This window comes from Pseudoalteromonas sp. PAST1, assembly GCF_021532515.1.
Taxonomy (GTDB): Bacteria; Pseudomonadota; Gammaproteobacteria; order Enterobacterales; family Alteromonadaceae; genus Pseudoalteromonas; species Pseudoalteromonas simplex.
The window spans coordinates 1-21556 of record NZ_JAKGBH010000049.1; the positions used below are offsets into that span (position 1 = coordinate 1).

The 21556-nt window shown below is 41.3% G+C and carries 15 protein-coding genes; 3 read left to right on the forward strand and 12 right to left on the reverse strand.

Annotated elements, in window-relative coordinates:
- Positions 1-515: 515 nt before the first annotated feature.
- The 12 genes from L1272_RS18580 to L1272_RS18635 all read right to left on the reverse strand — a co-directional run bounded on the left by L1272_RS18580 (position 516) and on the right by L1272_RS18635 (position 19101).
- On the reverse strand, positions 516-2948 hold the full coding sequence (locus L1272_RS18580) for a PKD domain-containing protein (RefSeq protein WP_235374047.1): 2433 nt from the start codon (positions 2946-2948) through the stop codon (positions 516-518).
- 29 nt (positions 2949-2977) lie between these two features.
- Positions 2978-5680, reverse strand: a complete 2703-nt coding sequence (locus L1272_RS18585; RefSeq protein WP_235374048.1) for a TonB-dependent receptor — start codon at positions 5678-5680, stop codon at positions 2978-2980.
- Between the two features lie 77 nt (positions 5681-5757).
- A complete protein-coding gene (locus L1272_RS18590) occupies positions 5758-6738 on the reverse strand; it encodes a DUF4880 domain-containing protein (RefSeq protein WP_235374049.1) in 981 nt (326 codons plus the stop codon).
- 5 nt (positions 6739-6743) lie between these two features.
- On the reverse strand, positions 6744-7259 hold the full coding sequence (locus L1272_RS18595; RefSeq protein ID WP_054553565.1) for a sigma-70 family RNA polymerase sigma factor: 516 nt from the start codon (positions 7257-7259) through the stop codon (positions 6744-6746).
- Between the two features lie 112 nt (positions 7260-7371).
- Complete coding sequence (locus tag L1272_RS18600) at positions 7372-8655, reverse strand: HlyD family type I secretion periplasmic adaptor subunit (protein ID WP_235374050.1); 1284 nt, start codon at positions 8653-8655, stop codon at positions 7372-7374.
- Positions 8652-10364, reverse strand: coding sequence for a type I secretion system permease/ATPase (locus L1272_RS18605; RefSeq protein ID WP_235374051.1), 1713 nt, complete (start codon positions 10362-10364; stop codon positions 8652-8654). Before L1272_RS18605 ends, L1272_RS18600 begins: the two co-directional genes overlap by 4 nt.
- Positions 10361-12256, reverse strand: a complete 1896-nt coding sequence (locus L1272_RS18610) for a hypothetical protein (protein WP_235374052.1) — start codon at positions 12254-12256, stop codon at positions 10361-10363. The genes L1272_RS18605 and L1272_RS18610 overlap by 4 nt, the downstream gene beginning before the upstream one ends.
- 54 nt (positions 12257-12310) lie before the next feature.
- Positions 12311-12949, reverse strand: a complete 639-nt coding sequence (locus L1272_RS18615) for a heme acquisition protein HasA (protein ID WP_235374053.1) — start codon at positions 12947-12949, stop codon at positions 12311-12313.
- A gap of 106 nt (positions 12950-13055) precedes the next feature.
- Positions 13056-15002 (reverse strand): choice-of-anchor tandem repeat GloVer-containing protein, encoded by a 1947-nt coding sequence (locus L1272_RS18620; RefSeq protein WP_235374054.1) that lies wholly within the window; start codon positions 15000-15002, stop codon positions 13056-13058.
- A gap of 17 nt (positions 15003-15019) precedes the next feature.
- Complete coding sequence (locus L1272_RS18625) at positions 15020-17524, reverse strand: TonB-dependent receptor (RefSeq protein ID WP_187489365.1); 2505 nt, start codon at positions 17522-17524, stop codon at positions 15020-15022.
- Between the two features lie 101 nt (positions 17525-17625).
- Complete coding sequence (locus tag L1272_RS18630; protein ID WP_138599164.1) at positions 17626-18591, reverse strand: FecR family protein; 966 nt, start codon at positions 18589-18591, stop codon at positions 17626-17628.
- Positions 18592-18597: 6 nt separating this feature from the next.
- On the reverse strand, positions 18598-19101 hold the full coding sequence (locus tag L1272_RS18635) for a sigma-70 family RNA polymerase sigma factor (RefSeq protein ID WP_200909101.1): 504 nt from the start codon (positions 19099-19101) through the stop codon (positions 18598-18600).
- A 286-nt stretch (positions 19102-19387) separates the two neighbouring features.
- Between L1272_RS18635 and exbB the strand changes: the two genes are divergently transcribed.
- Genes exbB through L1272_RS18650 form a run of 3 tightly spaced genes read left to right on the forward strand, consistent with a single transcriptional unit; the run spans position 19388 to position 21550 of the window.
- A complete protein-coding gene (exbB, locus tag L1272_RS18640; protein ID WP_235374055.1) occupies positions 19388-20260 on the forward strand; it encodes a tonB-system energizer ExbB in 873 nt (290 codons plus the stop codon).
- A 4-nt stretch (positions 20261-20264) separates the two neighbouring features.
- Positions 20265-20696, forward strand: a complete 432-nt coding sequence (locus L1272_RS18645; RefSeq protein WP_054553556.1) for a biopolymer transporter ExbD — start codon at positions 20265-20267, stop codon at positions 20694-20696.
- Positions 20696-21550, forward strand: coding sequence for an energy transducer TonB (locus tag L1272_RS18650; RefSeq protein ID WP_138617835.1), 855 nt, complete (start codon positions 20696-20698; stop codon positions 21548-21550). Before L1272_RS18645 ends, L1272_RS18650 begins: the two co-directional genes overlap by 1 nt.
- Positions 21551-21556: the final 6 nt, after the last annotated feature.

A 21556-nucleotide genomic window follows, 5' to 3' on the forward strand; every position in this document is an offset into this window, starting at 1 on the left:
TGAAGCTACGCCTTTTGATCCTTTATACCAAGAATACTTGGCAAAGAGAAAAGCAAAGAGGCAATGCCGCAACTCTTGGAATGAGCCTAATCTCGCTGCTTTATAAGTTGCTGGGTACCAATTAGGTACCTTCGTGAAGGCTTGAGCCGTATGCAGTGAAAGTTGCACGTACGGTTCTTAGGAGGGCGACACTTGGTAACAGGTGTCGTCTATCCGACAGAAACAAGTTGAAATACTAGCCATGTTTCTAATTACATTAAATGATAAGTAAACAAAAAGAAGTAGCACGCTACTCCTTCACTGCCCTTAAGCCTCGCCCTACATTATCGTTAGCAATACGCTTTTGCATTATCACAATGGAAAAGTATATTTGCGTACAATTCCCTACTAGTATTATCAGAGTGAACTCTGAATGCGTTTGTTTGATTTGCGATATCGTCTAAAGGAACGTGGAAGGGGTAATATTAAGAAAGCGAACCCGAAGGTTCGCTTGTTTAAGTTTTTAATTTGGCTGTTTAATTTAGCTGGCCTTCTTCACACTCTTCCCACTCATTGAAAAGACTGTCTTCATCGGCTGTGCGCCATATTTCGTATACATAAGTAATTTCTGGGATTTCTCTAATATTGAAAGAAAAATGGAAGCCTTCAGACTTATCGTCATTACGAATACAAGGCACTGCAGGTACTATGGTTTGAAATGCTAAGCTTTCGCCTTGTTGAATAACACGTCCTTCATACAGGTTTTCAAAGCGAGGGGTAAGACTCGCAAGACCACCATTAATATGGCTCACCTTAACATTCTCAATCGTATAAGCACTGTCCATAGCACTTAGCTCCCACTGCACATAGCCTTCTTCTAAGAATGGACGCGAGCTTGCACTAAAGCCATTTGCAAATGGTGGAATTGTTTCATACGGTAGTGGGTGCCATAAGCTTTCGCCATCTTCATTAATGCTTCGTAAGCGAACACCTTTCGCTTCTGATAATGGATCAACTTTAACAACAAAATCATATTGTGGTGCATCGTCTATTAAATCAGTCGCTGAATAACGGAATGTATAAGTACCTGGTTTGGTAAACACTTGACCGCGTGTGGCAGGACAATCAGCTTCATCAGGGTAACTTGTGAATTCTCCTCCTTCAGGCGTGCTAATTAACTCTTCATGGGTGAATACTTCGTCACCATCAGCATCAACCGTAACTGGGCGATGTAATAATGACATACACGGTAAGATTTGATAGTAATCTTCACCTGGCTGTAGTCTTCCCCAGCTACGTGCCCACACAACAGAACGAATTTCAGGCGCAGTATTGGTAAGTTTTGCAAGGCCATCATCTTCTGCATAAGTTTTTGCAAAAAGTCCGCGATCATCTTCAACAATCAAGCGCGCAGTATATGAGCCTGGTACATCAGTTACCACGCGAGCACGGCGATACTCTTGGGTTTCAGGTTCAATAACTGGCTCAATAACCGCGTTACTGCCATCTGGACGATCAACAAGTTCCCAATGGAATGTCATTGGATCATCATTTGGGTCTTCACTTGATGCATCGAATACAAGTGCATCACCTACAATAACTGATTTAGATTGAGCATCTACACCGCGTGTTGAAGGCTGCCCATTAACATTACCAATTTTAGCTTCCATTGTTGCATTGGTTGTTAGTTGATTAACACCATCAGATACAACCATTCGTACTTTATACATGCCTTCAACATCAAGCTTTTGGATCTTTTTGCCCATTGGCTTCCAAGAACCAATATCAACTAACTCAACAGTACTTGTTTCTGGCTTTTCTATAAGTTCCGCACTGATTATTTGCAGTGCTTCACCTTCTGGATCATAGCCTGAAAAATTAAACTCAGCGCGTAAACCAACTTCTTGTTCACCAATACTATAAGAAGGGAAATAGCCTGTTGCGAGTAACTCGCCAACGGGTGCTTTGTTTTCATTAGACTCAGGATCTTTCTCTACAGTTACAAGAACTTCACGCTCTTCGCTTTTTCTTGCACCATCAAACACAAACAGTACCAATGAATACTCTCCCGCTGCAGCTGGCGTAAAAGTAAGTGTATCTGTTGTTCTTCCTGTTAATTCAGGTAATGGAATAGCATCAGGTTCAACAGGACTGTAAGCCCATTTCCAACGGTATTGTAAAGACGCTCCTTCAGGGTCATTACTTTGTGATGCATCAAGCGTGACTGTTTGCCCAAGCTTAACCATCACATCGTCAGCAATCGCAACAGGTGGAGCATTACCTGATGAAACAGTTACGGTAACCGTTTTTGGTTCACTGGCAATATTTCCGTAATAAACAACCAACTCTAGTTTGTAATCTCCAGCTACATCAACAAATAGAGTAGCTAAACTAAGTGTTTCATTGCTTAAATAACCCGCACTCTCAGCCGGTTTTTCAACAATCTTCCATTGATAATCTAAACTGCCTGTCTCGCCTGTAGGAGGTAAACTAGCACTTGCATCTAGGCCGACACTCGTTGTGCCCAAACTTACACTGTATACAGGCTCAGTGATTGCTGTCGGATATGGTGATGTTGCATTAAAAGTAATGCGTGTTGCTTCACTGTTATTAACACCATCATTAACAATAAGACTAATGACATATTCACCAGGAAGATCAGCCACAAAATCGGTGCCAAGACTATCGTTACTGGTTAAAGCCGCTTCACTTTGTTCTGGGCGAGAAATAAGTTGCCATTGATAACTAAGTTCTTTGTTATCAGCGCTACTACTTTGATCAGCACTTAGTTGAATTTGTACTGCACCATCTTTAAGTGAAAACGTTGTTTGTTCTGTACTGCTAGTGATAACAGCCGTCGGTTTTTGTTCAACAACAGGGGTGCTATCGTCGTTACCACCACCTCCACCACAAGCGGTTAGCGCTAAAGCTAGCCCTATAGCGGTGAATGTATGTAGCATCAATTTCATCGGGGTCTCCTTGCAGGTTTTTCTGGCAATTAAAATTGTAAAGTTAAGCTAAGCTTGGCTGTGCGCCCTGGGGCTGGCACAAGTCCTAAGCTCAATGCGTCTAAGTAGTAACGATCGGTAATATTATCGATAGTAAAATCAAGGGTCGCCGTATCGTTAAATTGGTATGAACTGTAGAAATCTAAAAGGTTATAGCTGTGCCATAGCACAGGCTCATTAAAACCTGTTGGTGCGTTGTATCGAGGAATTGAGTTTCTCTCGCCCATAAAGGTAGCGCGTAAACCAGTCTCGAATTTTTGATCAAAAAGACGTAAGCCTAAATGCATGCTGGCATGCCAGTTAGGCGGGATCATATTATTGATGTAACTCTCAGGGATCCCCCAGTCATTACAGTAATAGCGTACATAGCTACCAACATTACACACTTCAATATGGGAATATTTAGTGCCACTTAATTCAACTAACCAAAAAGGTGCTGTGTAACTAAAGTTCAACTCAACACCATTAAGATCTAAACTGTCGATATTGCGCATGCGGAAAAAATCGAGCATACCGCCTTGTGATTGCTCCCACGCATTTGGTTGTGTCCGAGTCAGATAGTCATCTACATGATTCTCGAAATAGGCAAGTTTGATAGCCAGTTGCTCTGTGTTATTCGCTATTTTTTCGTTTAAATAATTAATACCCAATTCTTGATTTTTGGCATGCTCAGGTTTCAGAGGGATATCAAGCACAGGGCTCACAGACCAGCCCGAAGTACTTTCAAACAAGCTTGGCATGCGTAAAGCTTCTGCGTGTCTAATGTATAATTGAAGACTGTCTAACGCTTGCCATGTTAAAGCAATAAGCGGCGCACTACCTGAGTGACTATTCTGATAATTGACAGGGACACAGCCTCCTTGCCCATCAGGTGTGCATGCGGGATCATTGGGCTTAAGCTCTAAAGGATTATTATCTTTTGAAGAGAAATGACTAAAGCGCAATCCTGCTTCTAATTGCCACTGCTTTGTAATTTGCCAATCTACGGCGCTAAAAGCACTAAACTCTTTACGCCAACCGCTTCTTGAACCAGCATAAAAACCTTCTGTTTGGGGCGTGTCGGTATCCATATCTTCCCACTGCCCAGCAATGCCATAGCTCAATGCAAGTTCGCCATGATTGTAGAACATCATTTTATTACTAAATTCAGCACCCCAACGCTGATAGTCATCTTTTCGAGCTATGTTATCGGCAATATCCACCGAGCCGACATCTGGCGTATTTAAATCTGTAATCGCATCTGTATGCCACAAATTAGCCGAAAAGTCGGCCCAATCATAAGTAAGCGGTTGCCATTTGTATTTTAATGTATAGGTATGGTTTGTTACTTCGCTGTCAAGCCATTGTCTTGCTTGTCCAAAAGAGCGAATTTGCGAAGGCATCATTTCGCCATATTCGCTGTTATAAAGGATATAACTCATCTCTAAGCTATGATCTTTTGGCATCACCAAGTTCGTTTTAAGTAATACCGACTCACTATTGAAATTTGTATTTGGTATACGCTCATTAGCACGAAATCTTGACGCACCTTCCACAGAAACTGGAGTCTCGGTATACCAAGCCATTTTAACCGGCTCACCATAAATCAATTCGGGTTTAGGGCCATGGCTACCTGCATAATAATTGCCTTGTTCACGCTTAGCGTAAGCACCAACTAAGTCACCCCAACTAAAGCGTTTTGCTGCAGCGACACTCCCCGCGTAACTCGCAAACTCTAACAAACTAGGCCTGTCCATTCCTTCTTCTGGGGCAAAATGCTCAGGCATCAAGTACTGTTCAGTACAATAAGTTGGAAAGCGACAGTCTGAGCGATAAGCATTACGAGGGAGAAAATAGCCTGCATAGGTTCCAGGCTGAGGTGCGTTTGAGCTATTACCAATAGCACTCGCTCTTAAACGTACACCTGACAGCTCACCTTCTTTGACAATATCGTCTGCATTAAGAGTGCTAACACTCACTAATCCGCCCGTCGCACCGGTCCCTTGCGCATCCATAACAGGGCCTTTACTAATCGTCATTGAGCCAATTAAATCAGGGTCAATATAACTGCGGCTAGAGACACCTGAATACCCTCGATAAACAGTTGTTTCTTGGCGACTTCCATCAATAATAACTGGCACACGGCCTTGACCTTGCATACCGCGGATATTGATGTCTAAACCACCTGAGTTGCGGTTCTCACTGACTAATACCCCAGGTGTACCTTGGAATATATCGCCAACACTGGTACCGCGAAATCGTTCAATATCTTGCTGAGTGATGACGTTTACCGATTTTGCCTCGGTATAGGTTTTATTTTTTAGTTTATTGTGTTGTCCCTGAACTTGAATAGTATCAAGAGTAATCACATCTGATTGTGGCTTTGCTTTAATAATCCAAGCGTTTTGAGCAATCAAAAACGCTTCTAATGAGGTTGATTGTAAAAGTTTATTTAAAGCCGTTTCTGTGCTGTAGCGTCCTTTAAGCTCTAATACGGATATATTTTTTACGATTTGCTCATCAAAGCTCAGTGTGATCCCTGCTTGTCGTGAAAGCAGCGTTAATGAATCACCTAGATTACCTGCAGGTAAGTCAAATTGAACTAATGTGAAATTAGCTGAACTAGCTGATGATTGCGCCGCATAAATTGGGGCCACAGACAACAGGCTCGAAACAAATATGGCACAGCTAGAAAGCAATACACGAGACGGCATGTGAGTTTCCTTTTTTCGTTACATACCTATAAAGCCGAACGAAAAATGAAAAGCCGTAAAAATAAATGAGAATTATTTTACTTTGGCAAAATTTCAGCCCAGAAACGGGTCAGATAGTTAAGCTTTGCACCCACTGATTGTGCAACAGTTGATAAAATTAAATCTGTATCTGAAAGCTGAAATACACCAGAAATTAGCGTGTCGTTTAAACTTGGATGGCAACGAATATGGCCGCTTCGATAACGAGCCAACTCGTGTAAAAAATCGGCAAGCGGCATGGCTCTGGCAGTGAGTAGATTTTGACGCCAACTACTGTAATCAAAAACCCCAGAATTTAACGTAAATTGTTTATTGGAAAAGAGTTGATACGTTGAGCCTGCTTGTAGGGATAAACTGTTTTCACTTGCCGCTGCACTGTAATGCAGTAAGCCTTTATTTACTTGTACAACCGCATGGCTTGCCTCATGACGAACAAATACTTCTGCGTTTTGAGTAGCAAATACACCATGAGCAGTGTGCAGTTGTACTGGTGCATCAATAGCTGCGGTTTTTAAAAATAACTCACCTTGCGTGAGCGTAATAGAATTACTCTTGTGCTCATCAATTTCTACCGTACTATGGCGGTTTAACCACAGTTGGCTATTTTTGAAAATGGTAAATTCTTCGCGACTATCTCTGGTTGATAAATCGGCACTTAAATAATGACGAACGCCTTGCTGCTCAACTAAAAAAGCCACACCGGCTACACTTAGTGTCGTACCAAGCGCGCTTTTGAGCAAACGTCTACGCTGCAGATTATCAATTTCATGGTCTGTTTTTTGTAATGTTTCTCGTGCATACCCGGCGGACTTTACAGCAACATCACTAAATGCTTTATCAAGGTGTAGTAACCGAGCACATGCCAGCTCATGCAATGGATCTGCACTGCGCCACTGCACAAAATGTGCCTGCTCTGCCTCACTGATGCTGCCAGATTCAATTTTAATTTGCCATCGAATTGCTTGTTGAACTATGTGTTCTGGAATATGAGCTTGATTGTGATTGAGTCTAAAATTCATCAGATTTAGCTGTCAAAATAAACAAGTTGGTAGCACTGTAGTGTTGCTTTAGCGATATATTTTTCGACTGAAGATAAACTTACTTTTAGTTCGCTTGCAACATCTTTATAACTCATGCCATCCAATCTAACCATTAAAAAAGCTTTTTTTTCTTTTGCTTTCAAACCCGTGAGTAACTTGTCAATTTGCTCAAGTAAGTTAAGCAACTCTAATTGCTCTTCGGGCGAAAAGTAGTCAGACTCAGGCATTGATTCGAGCATGCTTTGATAATTACGTTCAAGCACTTGCCTGCGTAATTGATCTGTCATCAAGTTACCAGCAACTTTCGTAAGCCAGGCACGAGGGCTACGCATATCATCATAAAGCATTGGCTTATTTAACAATTTTATAAACGTATCTTGCGCCAGATCCTGGGCATTATCAGCACTACTTGTTCGCTTAGCAATCCAACGAACTAACCATTCGTGGTGTTCTTGATACAGCGAGTTGAACCCAGTTCTGTTAGTGGTCTTGCTAGTCAAAATTTACAAAGTCCCGTTGCGTGGCAGGCGGACATTATAAACAATAATCATTCTCATTCAAGCTGATTTATTAGGTAAACCTTCTTAATTATTAATTAAAGTGAAATTCTTTTTAATTATCAGCCATTGCATGAGGAATACGATCAATTAAAGGTTTAAACAAATAACTCAGCATCGAACGCTCTCCATTTTTAACAAATGCTTGAACTGGCATCCCTGGCTGTAACACCAAATCTTTTAGCAGCGCTTGTTCATTGACGCGAATAGTTACTTGATAATAAGGTTGCCCAGTTCGTTGGTCGTTGACAATATCTTGTGTCAGGCTATCTATATTGCCTTTTACCTTTGGCGTGGTGCTGGTATTAAAAGCATTAAATAGCAAATCAACTTCTTGACCAAGTAAGATGCTATCAATTAGATGAACTGGTACTTTCGCATCGACAATAAGAGTTTGGCCTTTAGGCATTATTTCCATTAATAATTGTGATTGGGATACTACATCACCAAACGCATTAAGGCCTACGACTTGCCCCGCTGCTGGTGCGCGAACTTCACTATTATCCAGGCTAAATTGAGACGTAATGATCTGCTGTTTGAAATGACTAATACTTGCTTGATTGGTAGCCATCTGTTGACTGAGATCTTGTTTGTAAGCTTTTATTGTCTGTAGTAATTGACTGTCTTGCTCTAATAACCTGGCCTGTTGTGCTTTTAGTTCTGCTTGTGAATTTGCTGAATCAGCGCTGATCTCCGCAGCTTGTGCTTGTAATTGATAAAGTTTTTCTTGTGATTGATAGCCTTTATCAACTAAAGCTTGTGTGTCTCTAAGCCAGTTTTTATATACCGCCAATTGCTGTTGCTGACTGGCAACCACATTTTGTAGGCCTGAAATTCTCGATTGCGTAGTGTGTTTGTTATTTTCTAACAGTAAGAGTTTAGCATCCTGCGTTGCTTTTCTTTGTACAAACAATTGCTGATGCAAGCGCATAGCCTCTTCGGCTTGTGGTAATGCTATTTCGGTTAGCGCTGATGAATAGTGCAACTTCGGCGTTTGTGTAAACTCAGCAAATAAACGTTCTTTTTCTGCCAGTGCCATATAGTATTGAGTTGTTGCGGCCTCAAGCTGACTTTTAGCGACTCGGTTATCGAGGATCACTAAAGGCTGATTTTTCTCAACCCACTGACCATTTTGCACTAACAACTGGGCAAGCACCCCACTTTGTGGAGCTTGTATTTGTTTTTTTCTTCCAGATACAATAACTTGACCTTCAATCACAGCACCTTTATCCAGTGGTGCAAAGGCTCCCCAAAGTAAAAAAACACCCAAACTTAGTGCCGTCATAATCCAGCCCCAAAGAATGTATTTACGACCTGCTATGCCGTGTTGAGCATTCATGCTATTGCCACTCCCTGTTGACTTTGTTTGGCTCTTTGCATGGCGTTTAATACGTTTTCTTTAGCGCCAAATGCCTGAACATGGCCTTTGTTTAGTAACAAAATTTTATCGCTCATAGCTAAAATATTCGCTCTGTGAGTTATGAATATCACACTACTGCCAGCTTGCTTTAACGTTTTGATTGTTGCTGCTAATGCAGCCTCACCGCTATCATCTAAATTCGCATTTGCTTCATCTAAAATAACCACCTTAGGATCAGCATACACAGCTCTTGCAAGGCCTATGCGCTGTTTTTCGCCGCCCGATAAACCGGTTCCTGCTTCACCTAGTTGCGTTTCATAACCATTACTTAACTTGAGTATCATGTCATGGACCCCAGCCAACTTCGCGGCTTTAATCACCAAGTGATCTTCCACCTCGCCAAATCGCGCAATATTTTGCGCGATACTGCCTGCAAAAAGGCTCACATTCTGTGGTAAATAACCAATAAAAGGGCCTAAGCTTTGTTTATTCCACTGAAATACATCTGCGCCATCTAAACGCACTTTACCTATACGCGGCTCCCAAATACCGCATAGCATTCTCGCAATTGATGATTTACCAGCACCTGAGGGGCCTATAATGGCCAAAATTTCTGCGGGTTCAAGCTCAAAACTAATATTTTTAAGAACAGGATGCTGAGCCATTGGTGGGATTAAAGTGGCGTTCTCAATGGTTAATTTACCGCTTGGTTTAGGTAAACAAACCCCTTCCTTTACTGATGGATATTGACATAACAAGCCATTTAAACGTTGTTGTGATTGCTTAACTGATTGCCATTGTTTAAAAGCACCAACCAATTGCTCAACTGGCGAGAGCATGCGTCCTGCCAAAATAGAGCCCGCAATCATCATTCCAGCTGTTATTTCTCCCGCAACAGCTAACCATGCGCCTGCACCTAGCATCATTGACTGTAATGCGAGTCGTAAAACTTTACTGGTTGCAGTAAGAACAGAACTTAAATTACTCGCTTCACTTTGATGGCAAATTCCAGCCCAGTGCTCTGACTGCCATCGTTCTTGTAAATTTTGCTGCATACCCATGGCTTGAGCAACTTCGGCATTATTAATGATATCGCTGGCGAGTCTGTTAGCATTTGTAGTTGCTTGTGAGGCTAAAAGTAGAGACTGTTTAGCCCATAATTCATTTGCTAAAGCCAAAGCAAATAACACTAAACTACCAACCAATGCGAGCGTGCCCAATAAAGGGTGAAAAAAGAACAGAATGACTAAGAAAATAGGCGCCCAAGGCGCATCAAAAAAGGCAAACACGCTACTCCCTGTCATAAACTGACGAACTTGATTAAGATCGTTAATCAGTAGTCCTGAGTTAGCGTTACCAGTTTTAAGTTGATGCTGATATAACGCATTAAATACACGGTTGTGTAAAGTTTTATCAAATTGTTGACTAATGCTTATTAATACTCGGCTTCGGATCCACTCCAGCCCCCCCATTAATAAGAAAAATACCGCAACCATCGAAGAGATTAGCCATAAGGTGTCTAAATTTGCTGAGCTCAAAACGCGATCATAAACCTGCAACATGTAGATTGCAGGCAACAGCATTAATACATTAATGACCGCACTAAACCCTGCAACATGATAAAAACTGCGCATTTGCAGCTTTAAAGCATCTTTAAGTGGTTTACTAAGCGCTTGCGAAGCGTTCATTTAAACCTCGTTGTACGAACTGGTTTAAACAATGCTGCCGCAGTTAACAAAAACAGCCAACGCCAGTCTAAACTGCCGCCATTACCATAGCTAAGTGATTCACTGTCTTTTGCTTTTGCTTCTGCATCCACATACAAGGTTGCTAGGGCAGCAAAACGACTATTCACATCGCTATCCTTACAATTAACTGTCAATGTATAAACCCCTGTCTGTGGCGAAATAACCATACTGCCTTGCGGCTCTAGTGGCGAATCAGGTTGCCAGTCGCCAATCACTGTTTCGCCAGTTGCTTTACAATCGGTTGCGTTAAAACTAGACCAGGTCACTTCGGCTTGCTCTCCTTGCTTTATAGACCCTGGAGTTATGCTGATTGACACTGAGCCTGTCGGCTGTTGAGCACTTAAATCTACTTCAAATACAGTACCGAATTTATCATTGAGGTATTTATTACCAGAATTATCGGTGTACCCTCGGCCACCATATAAGGTGGTGCCGTATAAGTTACCGTTTGCAGCTAACATAATACCGGTTGGCACTTTGCCGTCGGCATCAACATCTATCCCCGCTTTAAAAGAGTGTACATGTTCAAAACCACTTTCAACGACCACGCCATTTTCAACTTTAATATCTGCGAGGCGAATGCGATAAATGGTGCCATTCCCGGTTACTTCCCCAAATTGTGAAGGATATGGGTTACCTTGCTTTACGCTTATAACTTCATCTTTATGGACACCGCCCCCCATCGTTGTACCATAAAGGTAGCCATTGTCCGTAATCGCCATTGGTCCGCGGGGCTGACTGCCATCTAGGTCACTAAATGTATGCACTAACACAAAATCAGAACCATCTTTTTTTACTCTAAATACAGAGCCAAAAGGGTTACTGCCATCATAATGAGGATATTCTGTATGGATGAGGTTTTCTTTATCGGTCACAGAATATAAGGCATAGCTACCACCACAAATGCCATTATCAAATTTTGCCTCTTGCTGATTATGAACGATTATTCCTTTTGTTTTACAAGTACCTACCGACGTGGTGCCGTATAAATAACCTTGTTGGTCTTCAACCAAATAGGTGGCTATACGCGCAGCTTCACCTCTTGTCCACGGAACTTCTCCCTCGGCTAAGGTAAACTCGTGTATAATTTCAGGGCTTTGTACTGGGTCGTTACTTAAGTCCATTGCGTAGAGGGCGCCGACAATAAAATCATCATCAATCGAGAGTGTATCTAAAAATGGTGTGCCTCTGGGGTAGGCCAAATAGCCAAATAATGTATTACCACTCAATAACATACCTCCCGCACCAGTATAATAGCCATGCGGGTTATTGTTAAAACGGTGCATTTCAATCAGGGTATTATCGGCGTCTAAGCGCATTAACCGCGAGTAAGATTCGCCGTCTGTGTCTATAAACAGTAGCCGCCCCTGCTGATCAAAAATGGGCTGAACGTTAGGTTGACTGCTAAGCTCTTCCTCACTGTTATCAAAAACAATATTTTTATTACTGCCATCTGAGTGGACATAAAAAATGTTACCATCTAAATCAATACTATAAAGCCTATCGAGCTGTGGATGCTCAGCAAAACCCACGTATGATTTAATATCTTTAGCCAATGAAAAATAATGACCTTGCACCGGCGCCAGCCCCCACATATTTGCTGCCCTAGTGTCGTTACCAAAAATATCTACATGTCCTGTGGATGATATTCCCAGTAGTTGGTCTCGCTCAGCATTATAGATAGGGGGGGCATAGGGTTTCCCTGCCGTAGGCCAACCTTCAGGGCCACTATAATGAAGTGAAGTCAGGTAATTTACACTAACATCGTCAACCGCCGTGTTAGCAAGGCAAGAAAGCGGCAAAGTGAATAAAAAAATGCAGAGTGTTTTCATAGCTAGCTCAATAAATTTTAAGTAGCACTGCAGCAAAGCTACAGTGCAGTTAGATTATGCAACGAGTTCGTATTCGACAAAGCTTGAAACACCAATAGTGTCAAGTGATGCAAAGCTAGCAGCACCAGTGTCGTTTAGGGTTAAGTCAATTCCATTGTCAGATAGTAAAGTAGTGAAGTAATCAAACTCCGCATCTTTTAAGCCATCTACAATGTTATGGGTGGTATTGTCACCAGTTGTACGGTCAATCACATTGCCGCTTGTATCAATACCGGCATTTAGGCCTATGGTATCTAGACCATCGAAACTAACTAACTCATCAGTGAAGCTGTATTCACCGTTAGCATCTTGAGTGATGCCGTAACCAAAGGAAATTGAGGCAATTTCACCGTAAATTGTATGAGATGGGCTAGAGAAGAAGGTGTAATCTAAGTAAGAACCATCAGCAGCCTGAATGATAAAGCCTAGGCTGCCATCGCTTGAAGTGCCCTCTTGCACAAATTGCGTGCCAGAGAATGTGCCAAAGCTCCCCCAAAAACCTAAATCTACAATAGGATCTGGATTTTCAGTACCAGCGAAACTACCAATGCTTTCATCGTAAGTTGTATCCGTAAAAAACTCACTTGCGTAGGTGAAAAAGTCATTTAAACTGCCGTAGCTATAATTTGCACCATATGAAACTTGTATAGACATAATATTTCCTTTTCTGTTTTTGTAATGACCTAGAGGTCTGAAATAGTCATATCAATTGCGCGCCAGATTGATATGACTGGGTTAATTAGCAAAACTGGTTGCTAATTTAGCTTTTAATTTTGTTACGAAAGCGCCTACCAACTAATAAGCCAAGAGCCAAGATTACACCGCCAAATGCCCCACCACTGCTGCTATTATCTTCCGGTTCAGGCTCTGGTTCTGGTTCAGGCTCTGGTGCAGGATTAACTAAAATATCCAAAGTTTGAACATAGTCAGTTTGGTCGTTATCTTGGCAAGTTAGAATGTATGATTTGTTGCCATCAGTGCTTGGCTCGATAGTTTCGGTACCACTGGTTTCTTTTGTACCTTCCCAGTCACCACTAGCCGTACATTGGCTTAAGTTAGATGTTTGCCAATTTAACTCTACGCTTTCTCCTAAGGTGATTTCGGTAACTGAAGAAGTAAAGTTCAGCTCTGGTTTTGGATTTACAACCACATTAACTAACTGAACATGTGTTTTTTGGTCAGTGTCTTGGCAACTTAATAAATAAGATTTTTCACCTTCAGAGCTTGGCTCAATTGATTCAGTACCACTGGTTTCTTTTGCACCTTGCCAATCGCCACTGGCAGTACATTGGCTTAAGTTGGTTGACTGCCAGTTGACTTCAACACTCTCTCCTAAAGTTATTTCTGAAGTTTGAGTGGTAAACTCCAAGGCATGCTCTTTTACAGTGAATTGATATACGCTTCCTGTGTCGTTTACCGCGTCGCCATTGGTGGCACCGTAAATAATTTGTTCGCCATTCTCTCGCGCACCAGCAGTTAAACCTACTGGTAAAGGTGAAGCTTGATCTGCAAAGTGGAGTACAAGCTGAAAATTGTCTTGCTCTTTATCAAGATCACGTGCATCTGTACTTAGATTAATACGAAATAGCACACCTGAATTATCGTCACTGCCTCCGGCGGTTGTTGTACCGTAAATATTTCCATCTGCTGCAACTACAAGTGGACCCGCTGGCGTTTTACCATTTAGGTTTGTTTCTGCTTCATCTTGTTCTGAACCAAATGTATGTAACACGGTAAATGCGTCTAAATTGGTTTTGTGGGCACGCCATACTGTTTTAGCTGACGTTCCGTATAACCAATCACCGCTTTCTACTAACGAGTTGGTTGCTAAGGTATGGTCATCGATAAGACCATGTAGGTTATTAGAAAAGGTTTTTAAAATTTGTACTTCTGAGCTGCCATCCGTTTTAGCATTAGTTAAATCTAGCTTAAACAAGGTGCCGCTTGGGAAGTCGCCATCTTCTAAGCCTTCGGTACTGCCTGCTCCATCAGACTTTGAAGATTTATGTGCAAGGCCATATATAGCATTATCTTGCTCACTGTATATCAGTGAGGCAGGCGCTTCACCTTTAGTAAAAATATTGCCCTGTTTGTATTCATCACGGCTAAAGTCAATCAGTACAGCGATTTCACCTTCACTATTAAGACGCAGTAATGCACTATAATCACTACCTCGTTCATAAGCGGCAAAATAGATGTTGTCTTGTGCATCTATTGTCATCAAGCCTTGTACTTGGAAGTCTCCCCCATTAATACTAGAGAGATCCAAATGCGATAGTGCATCCTCTATTACTTCGCCTTCACTCCATTTGAATAATGTTCTGTTTGCGCCACCGTAAACAACTCCCTGACTATCAACCACGGTATTCGTTACAAAGGCTAGCGTGTCGTTATTAACTTCGTTTATATATGTGGTGTAGTCGGTTAACTCGCCTTCGGTTAATTGGGGAGTGAAGCTATAAATACCCGACTGCGTTAGCGTGGCAAAGTCACTACCACCACCAGAAAGAAAAGTACCTATTAATTTACCATTATGGGTATTTAATGTCGGTGGTTTTGCAGGCATCATGCCTTTATCGCCGCCCATCATAATGGTCTGCGGTGTACCAAATGCATGTAATTGTTGTAGGTTAATTTCAGCTGCACTTGCAAGATTTGCGCTAAACAATGCACTGGTAATAAGGGCTAGCTTAAAGGTATGTTGCATTTTTATTCCTTTATTATTTAAAATGTTGCGGTTAATTGAGCAGTGGCGGTGCGCCCAGGCGCAATCCAATATGAAGTACCATTTGCTTCGGCATAATTGAGATCGGTCAGGTTGTCGACCGACATACGTAATTTAAACTGTGATGTGAATTGATATTCCAACCAAAAGTCATAAACTTGCCAGTCAACAACGTCTTCATAAGCGCTGCCACCACGACCGTCGTTATCTTCGTAACGCATTCGAGCGCCTAACTTTAAAGTGTCTTCAAATAACTTTAAGCCTAGGGTCAATGCACCACTGTGTTTTGGTGGAGGGATATAGTTCAAGCTTCCCGATCCAGCTTGACCCATACTTGTTTCTGGATAACCTACTTGGCTGCCTAGAGGAAATGGATCATAGCCTCCCTTGCCAAGGTCAACATTCATTTTGGTGTAATTAAGCTCAGCAAATAGCCTTTTTGATTCATAATCAGCTTGCAGTTCAAGGCCATCAAAACGGATTTCATCTTGTAAATTGACATAACTCAATGTCATTCCACTGTCATCAATAGAAGTAGGTCTCATCACGCGACCTTGGACAATAAAGTTATCGATGGTATTTTCGAACCATGCTGTTTTAATGAATAAATCGTGGCCTTTGGCTATATCAAGCAACTCAAAATTAAGACCAATTTCATTATTCCAAGCTTCTTCAGCTTCAAGTCCAGGGTTTGGGTAAAAAGGGAAAGAGTTACCAACATGAGCACCAAATAATAAGGTTTCTGTGATTTCAGGCGGCCTGACTGCCTGAGCTGAACTTAAGTAGCCTTGTATTTTATCGTTAAAGCGATAGGCTAAACGCATATTTGGTGAAAGGTAATTTTCATGCCGGTCAACGTCAAAGTCGGTATAGATCAAAGTGCGACTAGGCGAAACTCCGGGAGGGTTAAGAATGTAACCAGAGTATATTTCTCCACCTCCTTGCAGTGAAAATTGCTCATAGCGCAAACCTGATTCAAAAGAAAAATGCTCGCCGTATTGCCACTCAGTTTGAATATAAGCACTGCCTAGAGAGCGATCACCTTCAGGGGTTGCACCTGTAAACCAAGATGGGTCGCCAGTTCCTGGCGTTTGCTGTATTGCTTGAGGCTCTGTCCAGTCTTTAAAATACTCGCCGCCTAAAGTAACTAATAACAATGACTCATGTTGTGTTAACCAATCATGCTTGAGACTAAAAAAGGCAAGATTATCAACAACCATACCTAGGGTGTTGGTTTCATATTGCAATTTAAACTCGCCGTAGGGATTGCTGCTTTCTCCCATTTCATAAACATGCTGACGCATTTGAGTGCGGTTGTAATAAACACTGGCATTAAGATTGAGGTAATTTGAGTTTGCAGCCCATGTGTAATCTAATTTAATCGTATCGTTATTAAGTGAACTGCTACTTTCGGGCTCTGCATCTACTGATGTCGTTGAGCCTTCTTCAAAGTTGCCATAAAAGCCGATATAACTAAGTTTTACTGACTGCTCTTTATTTATTGTGTAATCAGCTTTGAGTAATGACGACCAGTTATCTTGCTCGGTAAAGTTACTCATTGCGCTAAAGTAATTACTAGAATCAGCATTACCACCATGTTGGCCTGGCTTAAAACGGCCAACATTCTTATGCCCTACCGCAGCAACAAGTTCTAGATCTTTTCCCACACGCACAGTAGACGCTAATAAGCCTTGCATGTGATAGGCATTGTTGCCAGATGAAATGGCTAGCTTAGTACCATGATCTTTACCGGGAGCCGCCAAATCATCAAATTCAAGCGTTTTAAAATTTACAACACCAGCAATCGCGCCAGCACCACCACTTTCACCTACCGGTCCTTTCGCAATTTCGACACTCGACAGTAATTGAGGATCTAAATAAACCATCCCATTGGCACCATGACCACTTCGTTTGAAGTTCTGCCTAGCTCCGTCAATCATCACATTAACTCGACCAAAATCTTGTAAGCCACGAACATTTACTGCAACCCCAGGCTCCTGCCGAGTTTGGGAAGTGGTAACACCTGAAACGTTATAGAAAATATCTGATGTATCACGTGGGGCAATACGTTGAAGCTGAGCTTGATCAAGTTGAGTATTTGAAGAGGCTGATTGATAAATTTCTATACGCTTATTAGATGTAGCCTGAACTTCTAAGGTATCGAGTAAAATATCACCATTTGATTGGGCTAAGAGTACACGTATAACATAACTTCCATTAGCCGTTTTCTCGGCATACAAGCCAGTCCCTAAGAGAAGCTGTTGGAATCCTGTATCAAGTTCGAATTCCCCTTTTAGACCAGTTGATTGCAGATCGCCAACTTGCTTAGGATCAAACTGCAGCAAGATGCCTGTTTGGAGGGCAAATGTATTAAGTGCTTCAGCCAAACTACCTTGCGGTATATCAAGTTGGTGGGCTTGATCCGCTAACACCTTTGCAGAAAATGTAAATTGCAAGCATAGCAAGACTGTAAAAATTAAACGCGATAAGCGGCCTTTTAACATAAATAGTTCTCATTATTTTTTAGAGCTATTAATAGGACGCAGCAAAATCAAAAAGCAGTAATAAAATTTATTAAATAATGAAAATAATTTTATAACTTATTTTATTTCAATGAGATATATTCAAAATACTTAGCGACAGAGGTATGGGTCACCGCGGGTTCTGACGCTATCATCTGTAGCGCCATAGCAATATTGTCTGTTGGGTAAACACCTGAAACTCGGATATGTTCAAGTGCGGATTGGTTGTAAATAAACACGCCTTGATAATGAGGCTCAAGCAAACTTAATAACCTAGCTAAACTCATATTATTAGCAACTAACCTATTATTTAACCATGCTAATTCTATATCGGGGTTTGCAGCTGTTGGCCCAATGAGGTGACTATTAGCCACTGACATTGCTTGACCTTCCTTACCTACGACACATTTTTGAGCAGGTAAATAGCACAGCTCTACTTTTGATTCACTCACAACGACAAAGGTATCTTGTTCGTGGCGTTTAACAGTAAATTGTGTCCCCAAGGCTGTTGCCGTTGCTTTATCTGTCTCCACCACTAATGGCCAACTTGAATTAGTTTTTGCCACTAAATGTATCTCTCCCTGATTCAACTTAATCAATCGTTGCTTAGAACTAAATTCTATATCCACTTGGGTTTGCGCGTTGAGAGTCAGTATGGAGCCATCTTTAAGCTCAACAGTTTTTTGCTCCCCTTTTAGAGTGTAATAATCAGAACTGATTCCTGTTAGACCTACATGACTGGCTATGAGACCAAACCCGACAAAAAGTGCCGATAAAACGACCGATTTAGCAAAATGATTAGACTTAGGCTTATCTTTATCTAGTACCCTATTGAGGATTTTCGAATCAAAATGGCTGTTATCAGTGCTGTCAAATTCGCGCCACAGTGCTTGCAATTCTGAGTAAGCTTTTTGATTTTCAGGATCGGCTTTGAGCCACTGACTATGGGCTTGAATATCAGCATCGGTGAAGTTGTCAGAATTGAGTAAGACACACCAATTTGCGGCTTGTTCAAGCTTAGATTTGTAGTCTGGGTACTGTACGGACATTATGGCTTAATCGAGTAATTGACTGTGACAATGAAGCAATGTTTGAGCGATATATTTTTGCACCATACTCACCGATATATTCAGTTCCTGAGCAATTTCTTGATACTTCAGACCATCTAACCTTGCCATTAAGAATGCGCGCCTTGGTTTATCTGCTAACCCTTCAAGTAAGCGCGATAACGCCTCTAGTTTTTGAATCATTTCATGCACTTCTTCACACGAAGGGGCATATTCTTGTGAAGACTCTAACTGAGCTTCAAGGTAGGCTTGCTCAATGCGTTTACGTCTTGCTTTATCGATAATTAAACGATTTGCAATTGTAGCAAGGTAAGCACGGGGTTCTTTCACTTCAAATAAATCAATTGACGAAGTCAGAGCACGAATAAATGTGTCTTGCGAAAGGTCTTGTGCATCATGATGGCAATGAAGGTTAAGTTTCTTCTGTAAAAACCTTAATAACCAAAATTGATTGTCGCGAACAAATAGATCCATACCGGTGTAATTAAGCACTGCGGTTCCCTACCAACAACAGCAAATGATAACAATTATCATTACCGTATCATTGTTATTTCTTCAAGGCAAGTTTGTTGTTTAAAATATGATAATTACTACTTTTGGCTAATCTCTTTTCAAAACATTCCATTCAATCAGAGAATTACAACGAATCGCTTAAGGCAAATGCCCGCCGTCGACAAAAAATTTTAATTTTTATTACGGGAAAATGATTTTGGTGCGTCTTATAAAATATGACGTTTATTTTTTTCGCCATTTTTGTCAGTTGGCTGGAGTAGATTTAATGAAATTTGGAGTAGTGCTTTTTGTGGCTCTTGTTGGCTTTTTTACCGGGCATAGTTATTCATCTGAGCAAGACCCAGTAAATGAAATAGTAAGCCAAGTAACTAAATTAGATAACCCACAATTAGCCGATAGCGCAGCTTTTGTTAGTCATGATCTGTCGCCTTGGGGTATGTATTTAGCAGCCGATGTGATTGTTAAAACCGTTATGATTGGCCTACTACTAGCTTCAATTGTGTGTTGGGGTATTTTTATCGCGAAGCTTATTTATCTTAATAAAAGTAAACGTGAAGGCAGGGCTTTATTAGTCAAACTATTAAATAGTCATAACTTAAAAATGGCAGAACAAGGTTTAACTCAAGAGCCAAGTACGGCAAAACTATTAATTCAAGCTTGCCTACATGAGCTTAGCTTAAGTAGTAATAACGCAACGACAAGTGATGCATTAAAAGAGCGTGTTGCAGCTCGATTAGATAGGGTAAAAGCCGAGCTATCTGCAGATATGAACAAAGGTACGGGGGTTTTAGCAACCATTGGTTCTGTTGCTCCATTTGTTGGTTTGTTTGGTACTGTTTGGGGGATTATGAATAGCTTTATTAGCATCGCCAAAACACAAACAACCAACCTTGCTGTTGTCGCGCCAGGCATAGCTGAAGCATTACTTGCAACAGCTCTTGGTTTAGTTGCAGCAATACCCGCAGTTGTAATGTACAACTATTTTTCACGCTCTATAACAGCCTATAAATCGCAATTATTAGACACAGTGACTGTCATAATGACAATCCTTAGCCGAGATTTATCAGCAAAAGATTCTCAAGCAAAACCATTAGAGCAGTTAATTGACTATCAGCAAATCAAAGCTGCAGGGAAATAAAGCCGTGTCTTTTAACTTACAACAAGATGATGAAGAACTAGTTGAACAACATGACATTAATGTCACGCCGTTTATTGATGTTATGTTGGTTTTACTGATTATTTTTATGGTTGCTGCACCATTAGCAACAGTTAGCGTGCCTGTTGAACTACCCAGTATTGATTCTGAAACGAAAGCCTCTGAACAAAAACCAACTTACCTTACATTACAAAAAGATTTGTCTTTGGTTATTGGTGAAAAGCAGTCTGTCGCGAAAACCGAACTAGTTGAAGCGTTATTGCAGCAAAAAATCACTCATGAGCACGCAATTTTGATCCGCGCAGATCGCAGTGTGGATTACGGGGACTTTGTTGATTTGCTGAATATTCTTTCTAAAGCAGGCTATAAGAACATTGCGTTAGTTGGGCTAGAAAAAACACAAGCGAGTCAGCAGTAATGAGCATGATAGCTGGCCAGCCAACGCTTAGAACAGGCTATCGTAAATTACAGTTACTCTGTGTTTCAACAGTACTAGTTGTTCATCTATTGGTTGCAGCTTACTTTATTATGAGCCCAGCAGTTGCAATAACACAAACTGCAAATGCAGCAATGCCTGATGCCGTCGTCATTAGTATGGTAGCCGCACCTAAAGTACCCAAAAATGCACTACCTGAGGGGCCTGAACAACAGATGGCAAGTCAATCCTCAGCTGAGAGTAAGCCTAAACCCAAACCAAAAGAACAGCCTAAAGTCGAGCAACCAGAGCTTATCGCCAAGCAGTCTGAAATTAAAATTACAAAGCCTAAAGTAACTAAAAAACCCAAAGTAGCTAAAGTTGAAAAAGTGCAAGAAACAGCTGTTGATGACGCTAAGCCTGTTAAAGAGAAAGTTGAACAGACAAAACAAAATTCCCAGAACGACAGCGCTGTTGCACAGACAACTGCACCAAAATCAATTGATGCAGCACCAGCAGAACAGCGTACAGGCCCAGTAAGTAATGTATTTAGCAAGCAACAAGCTGAGGCTAAGCAGCGCTGGCAAATGCAATTATCAGCTCACCTTGAAAGACGTAAACGCTATCCTCGAATGGCAAAACTGAAACGTCAGCAGGGCGTGCCTTGGGTCAAATTTACAATGGATCGAGAAGGCCAAGTAATTGCAGTCTCTTTATTTAGAGCAAGCGGTGTGTCATCCCTTGATGAAGAGGTACTTGCTCTGGTCAAACGCGCAGAACCATTACCCTTACCCCCAGACGAAATAACAGGTACTACATTAACGCTCACCTTACCTGTTGAATTTTTTATAAATTAAATATTA

Bases quoted from the DNA above. Each gene is read 5' to 3' on its own strand.
- exbB (WP_235374055.1), top strand. From the start codon at position 19,388: ATGAAATTTGGAGTAGTGCTTTTTGTGGCTCTTGTTGGCTTTTTTACC.
- L1272_RS18650 (WP_138617835.1), top strand. From the start codon at position 20,696: ATGAGCATGATAGCTGGCCAGCCAACGCTTAGAACAGGCTATCGTAAA.
- L1272_RS18585 (WP_235374048.1), bottom strand. From the start codon at position 5,680: ATGCCGTCTCGTGTATTGCTTTCTAGCTGTGCCATATTTGTTTCGAGC.
- L1272_RS18625 (WP_187489365.1), bottom strand. From the start codon at position 17,524: ATGTTAAAAGGCCGCTTATCGCGTTTAATTTTTACAGTCTTGCTATGC.
- L1272_RS18590 (WP_235374049.1), bottom strand. From the start codon at position 6,738: ATGAATTTTAGACTCAATCACAATCAAGCTCATATTCCAGAACACATA.
- L1272_RS18615 (WP_235374053.1), bottom strand. From the start codon at position 12,949: ATGTCTATACAAGTTTCATATGGTGCAAATTATAGCTACGGCAGTTTA.
- L1272_RS18600 (WP_235374050.1), bottom strand. From the start codon at position 8,655: ATGAATGCTCAACACGGCATAGCAGGTCGTAAATACATTCTTTGGGGC.
- L1272_RS18580 (WP_235374047.1), bottom strand. From the start codon at position 2,948: ATGAAATTGATGCTACATACATTCACCGCTATAGGGCTAGCTTTAGCG.
- L1272_RS18630 (WP_138599164.1), bottom strand. From the start codon at position 18,591: ATGTCCGTACAGTACCCAGACTACAAATCTAAGCTTGAACAAGCCGCA.
- L1272_RS18605 (WP_235374051.1), bottom strand. From the start codon at position 10,364: ATGAACGCTTCGCAAGCGCTTAGTAAACCACTTAAAGATGCTTTAAAG.
- L1272_RS18610 (WP_235374052.1), bottom strand. From the start codon at position 12,256: ATGAAAACACTCTGCATTTTTTTATTCACTTTGCCGCTTTCTTGCCTT.
- L1272_RS18620 (WP_235374054.1), bottom strand. From the start codon at position 15,002: ATGCAACATACCTTTAAGCTAGCCCTTATTACCAGTGCATTGTTTAGC.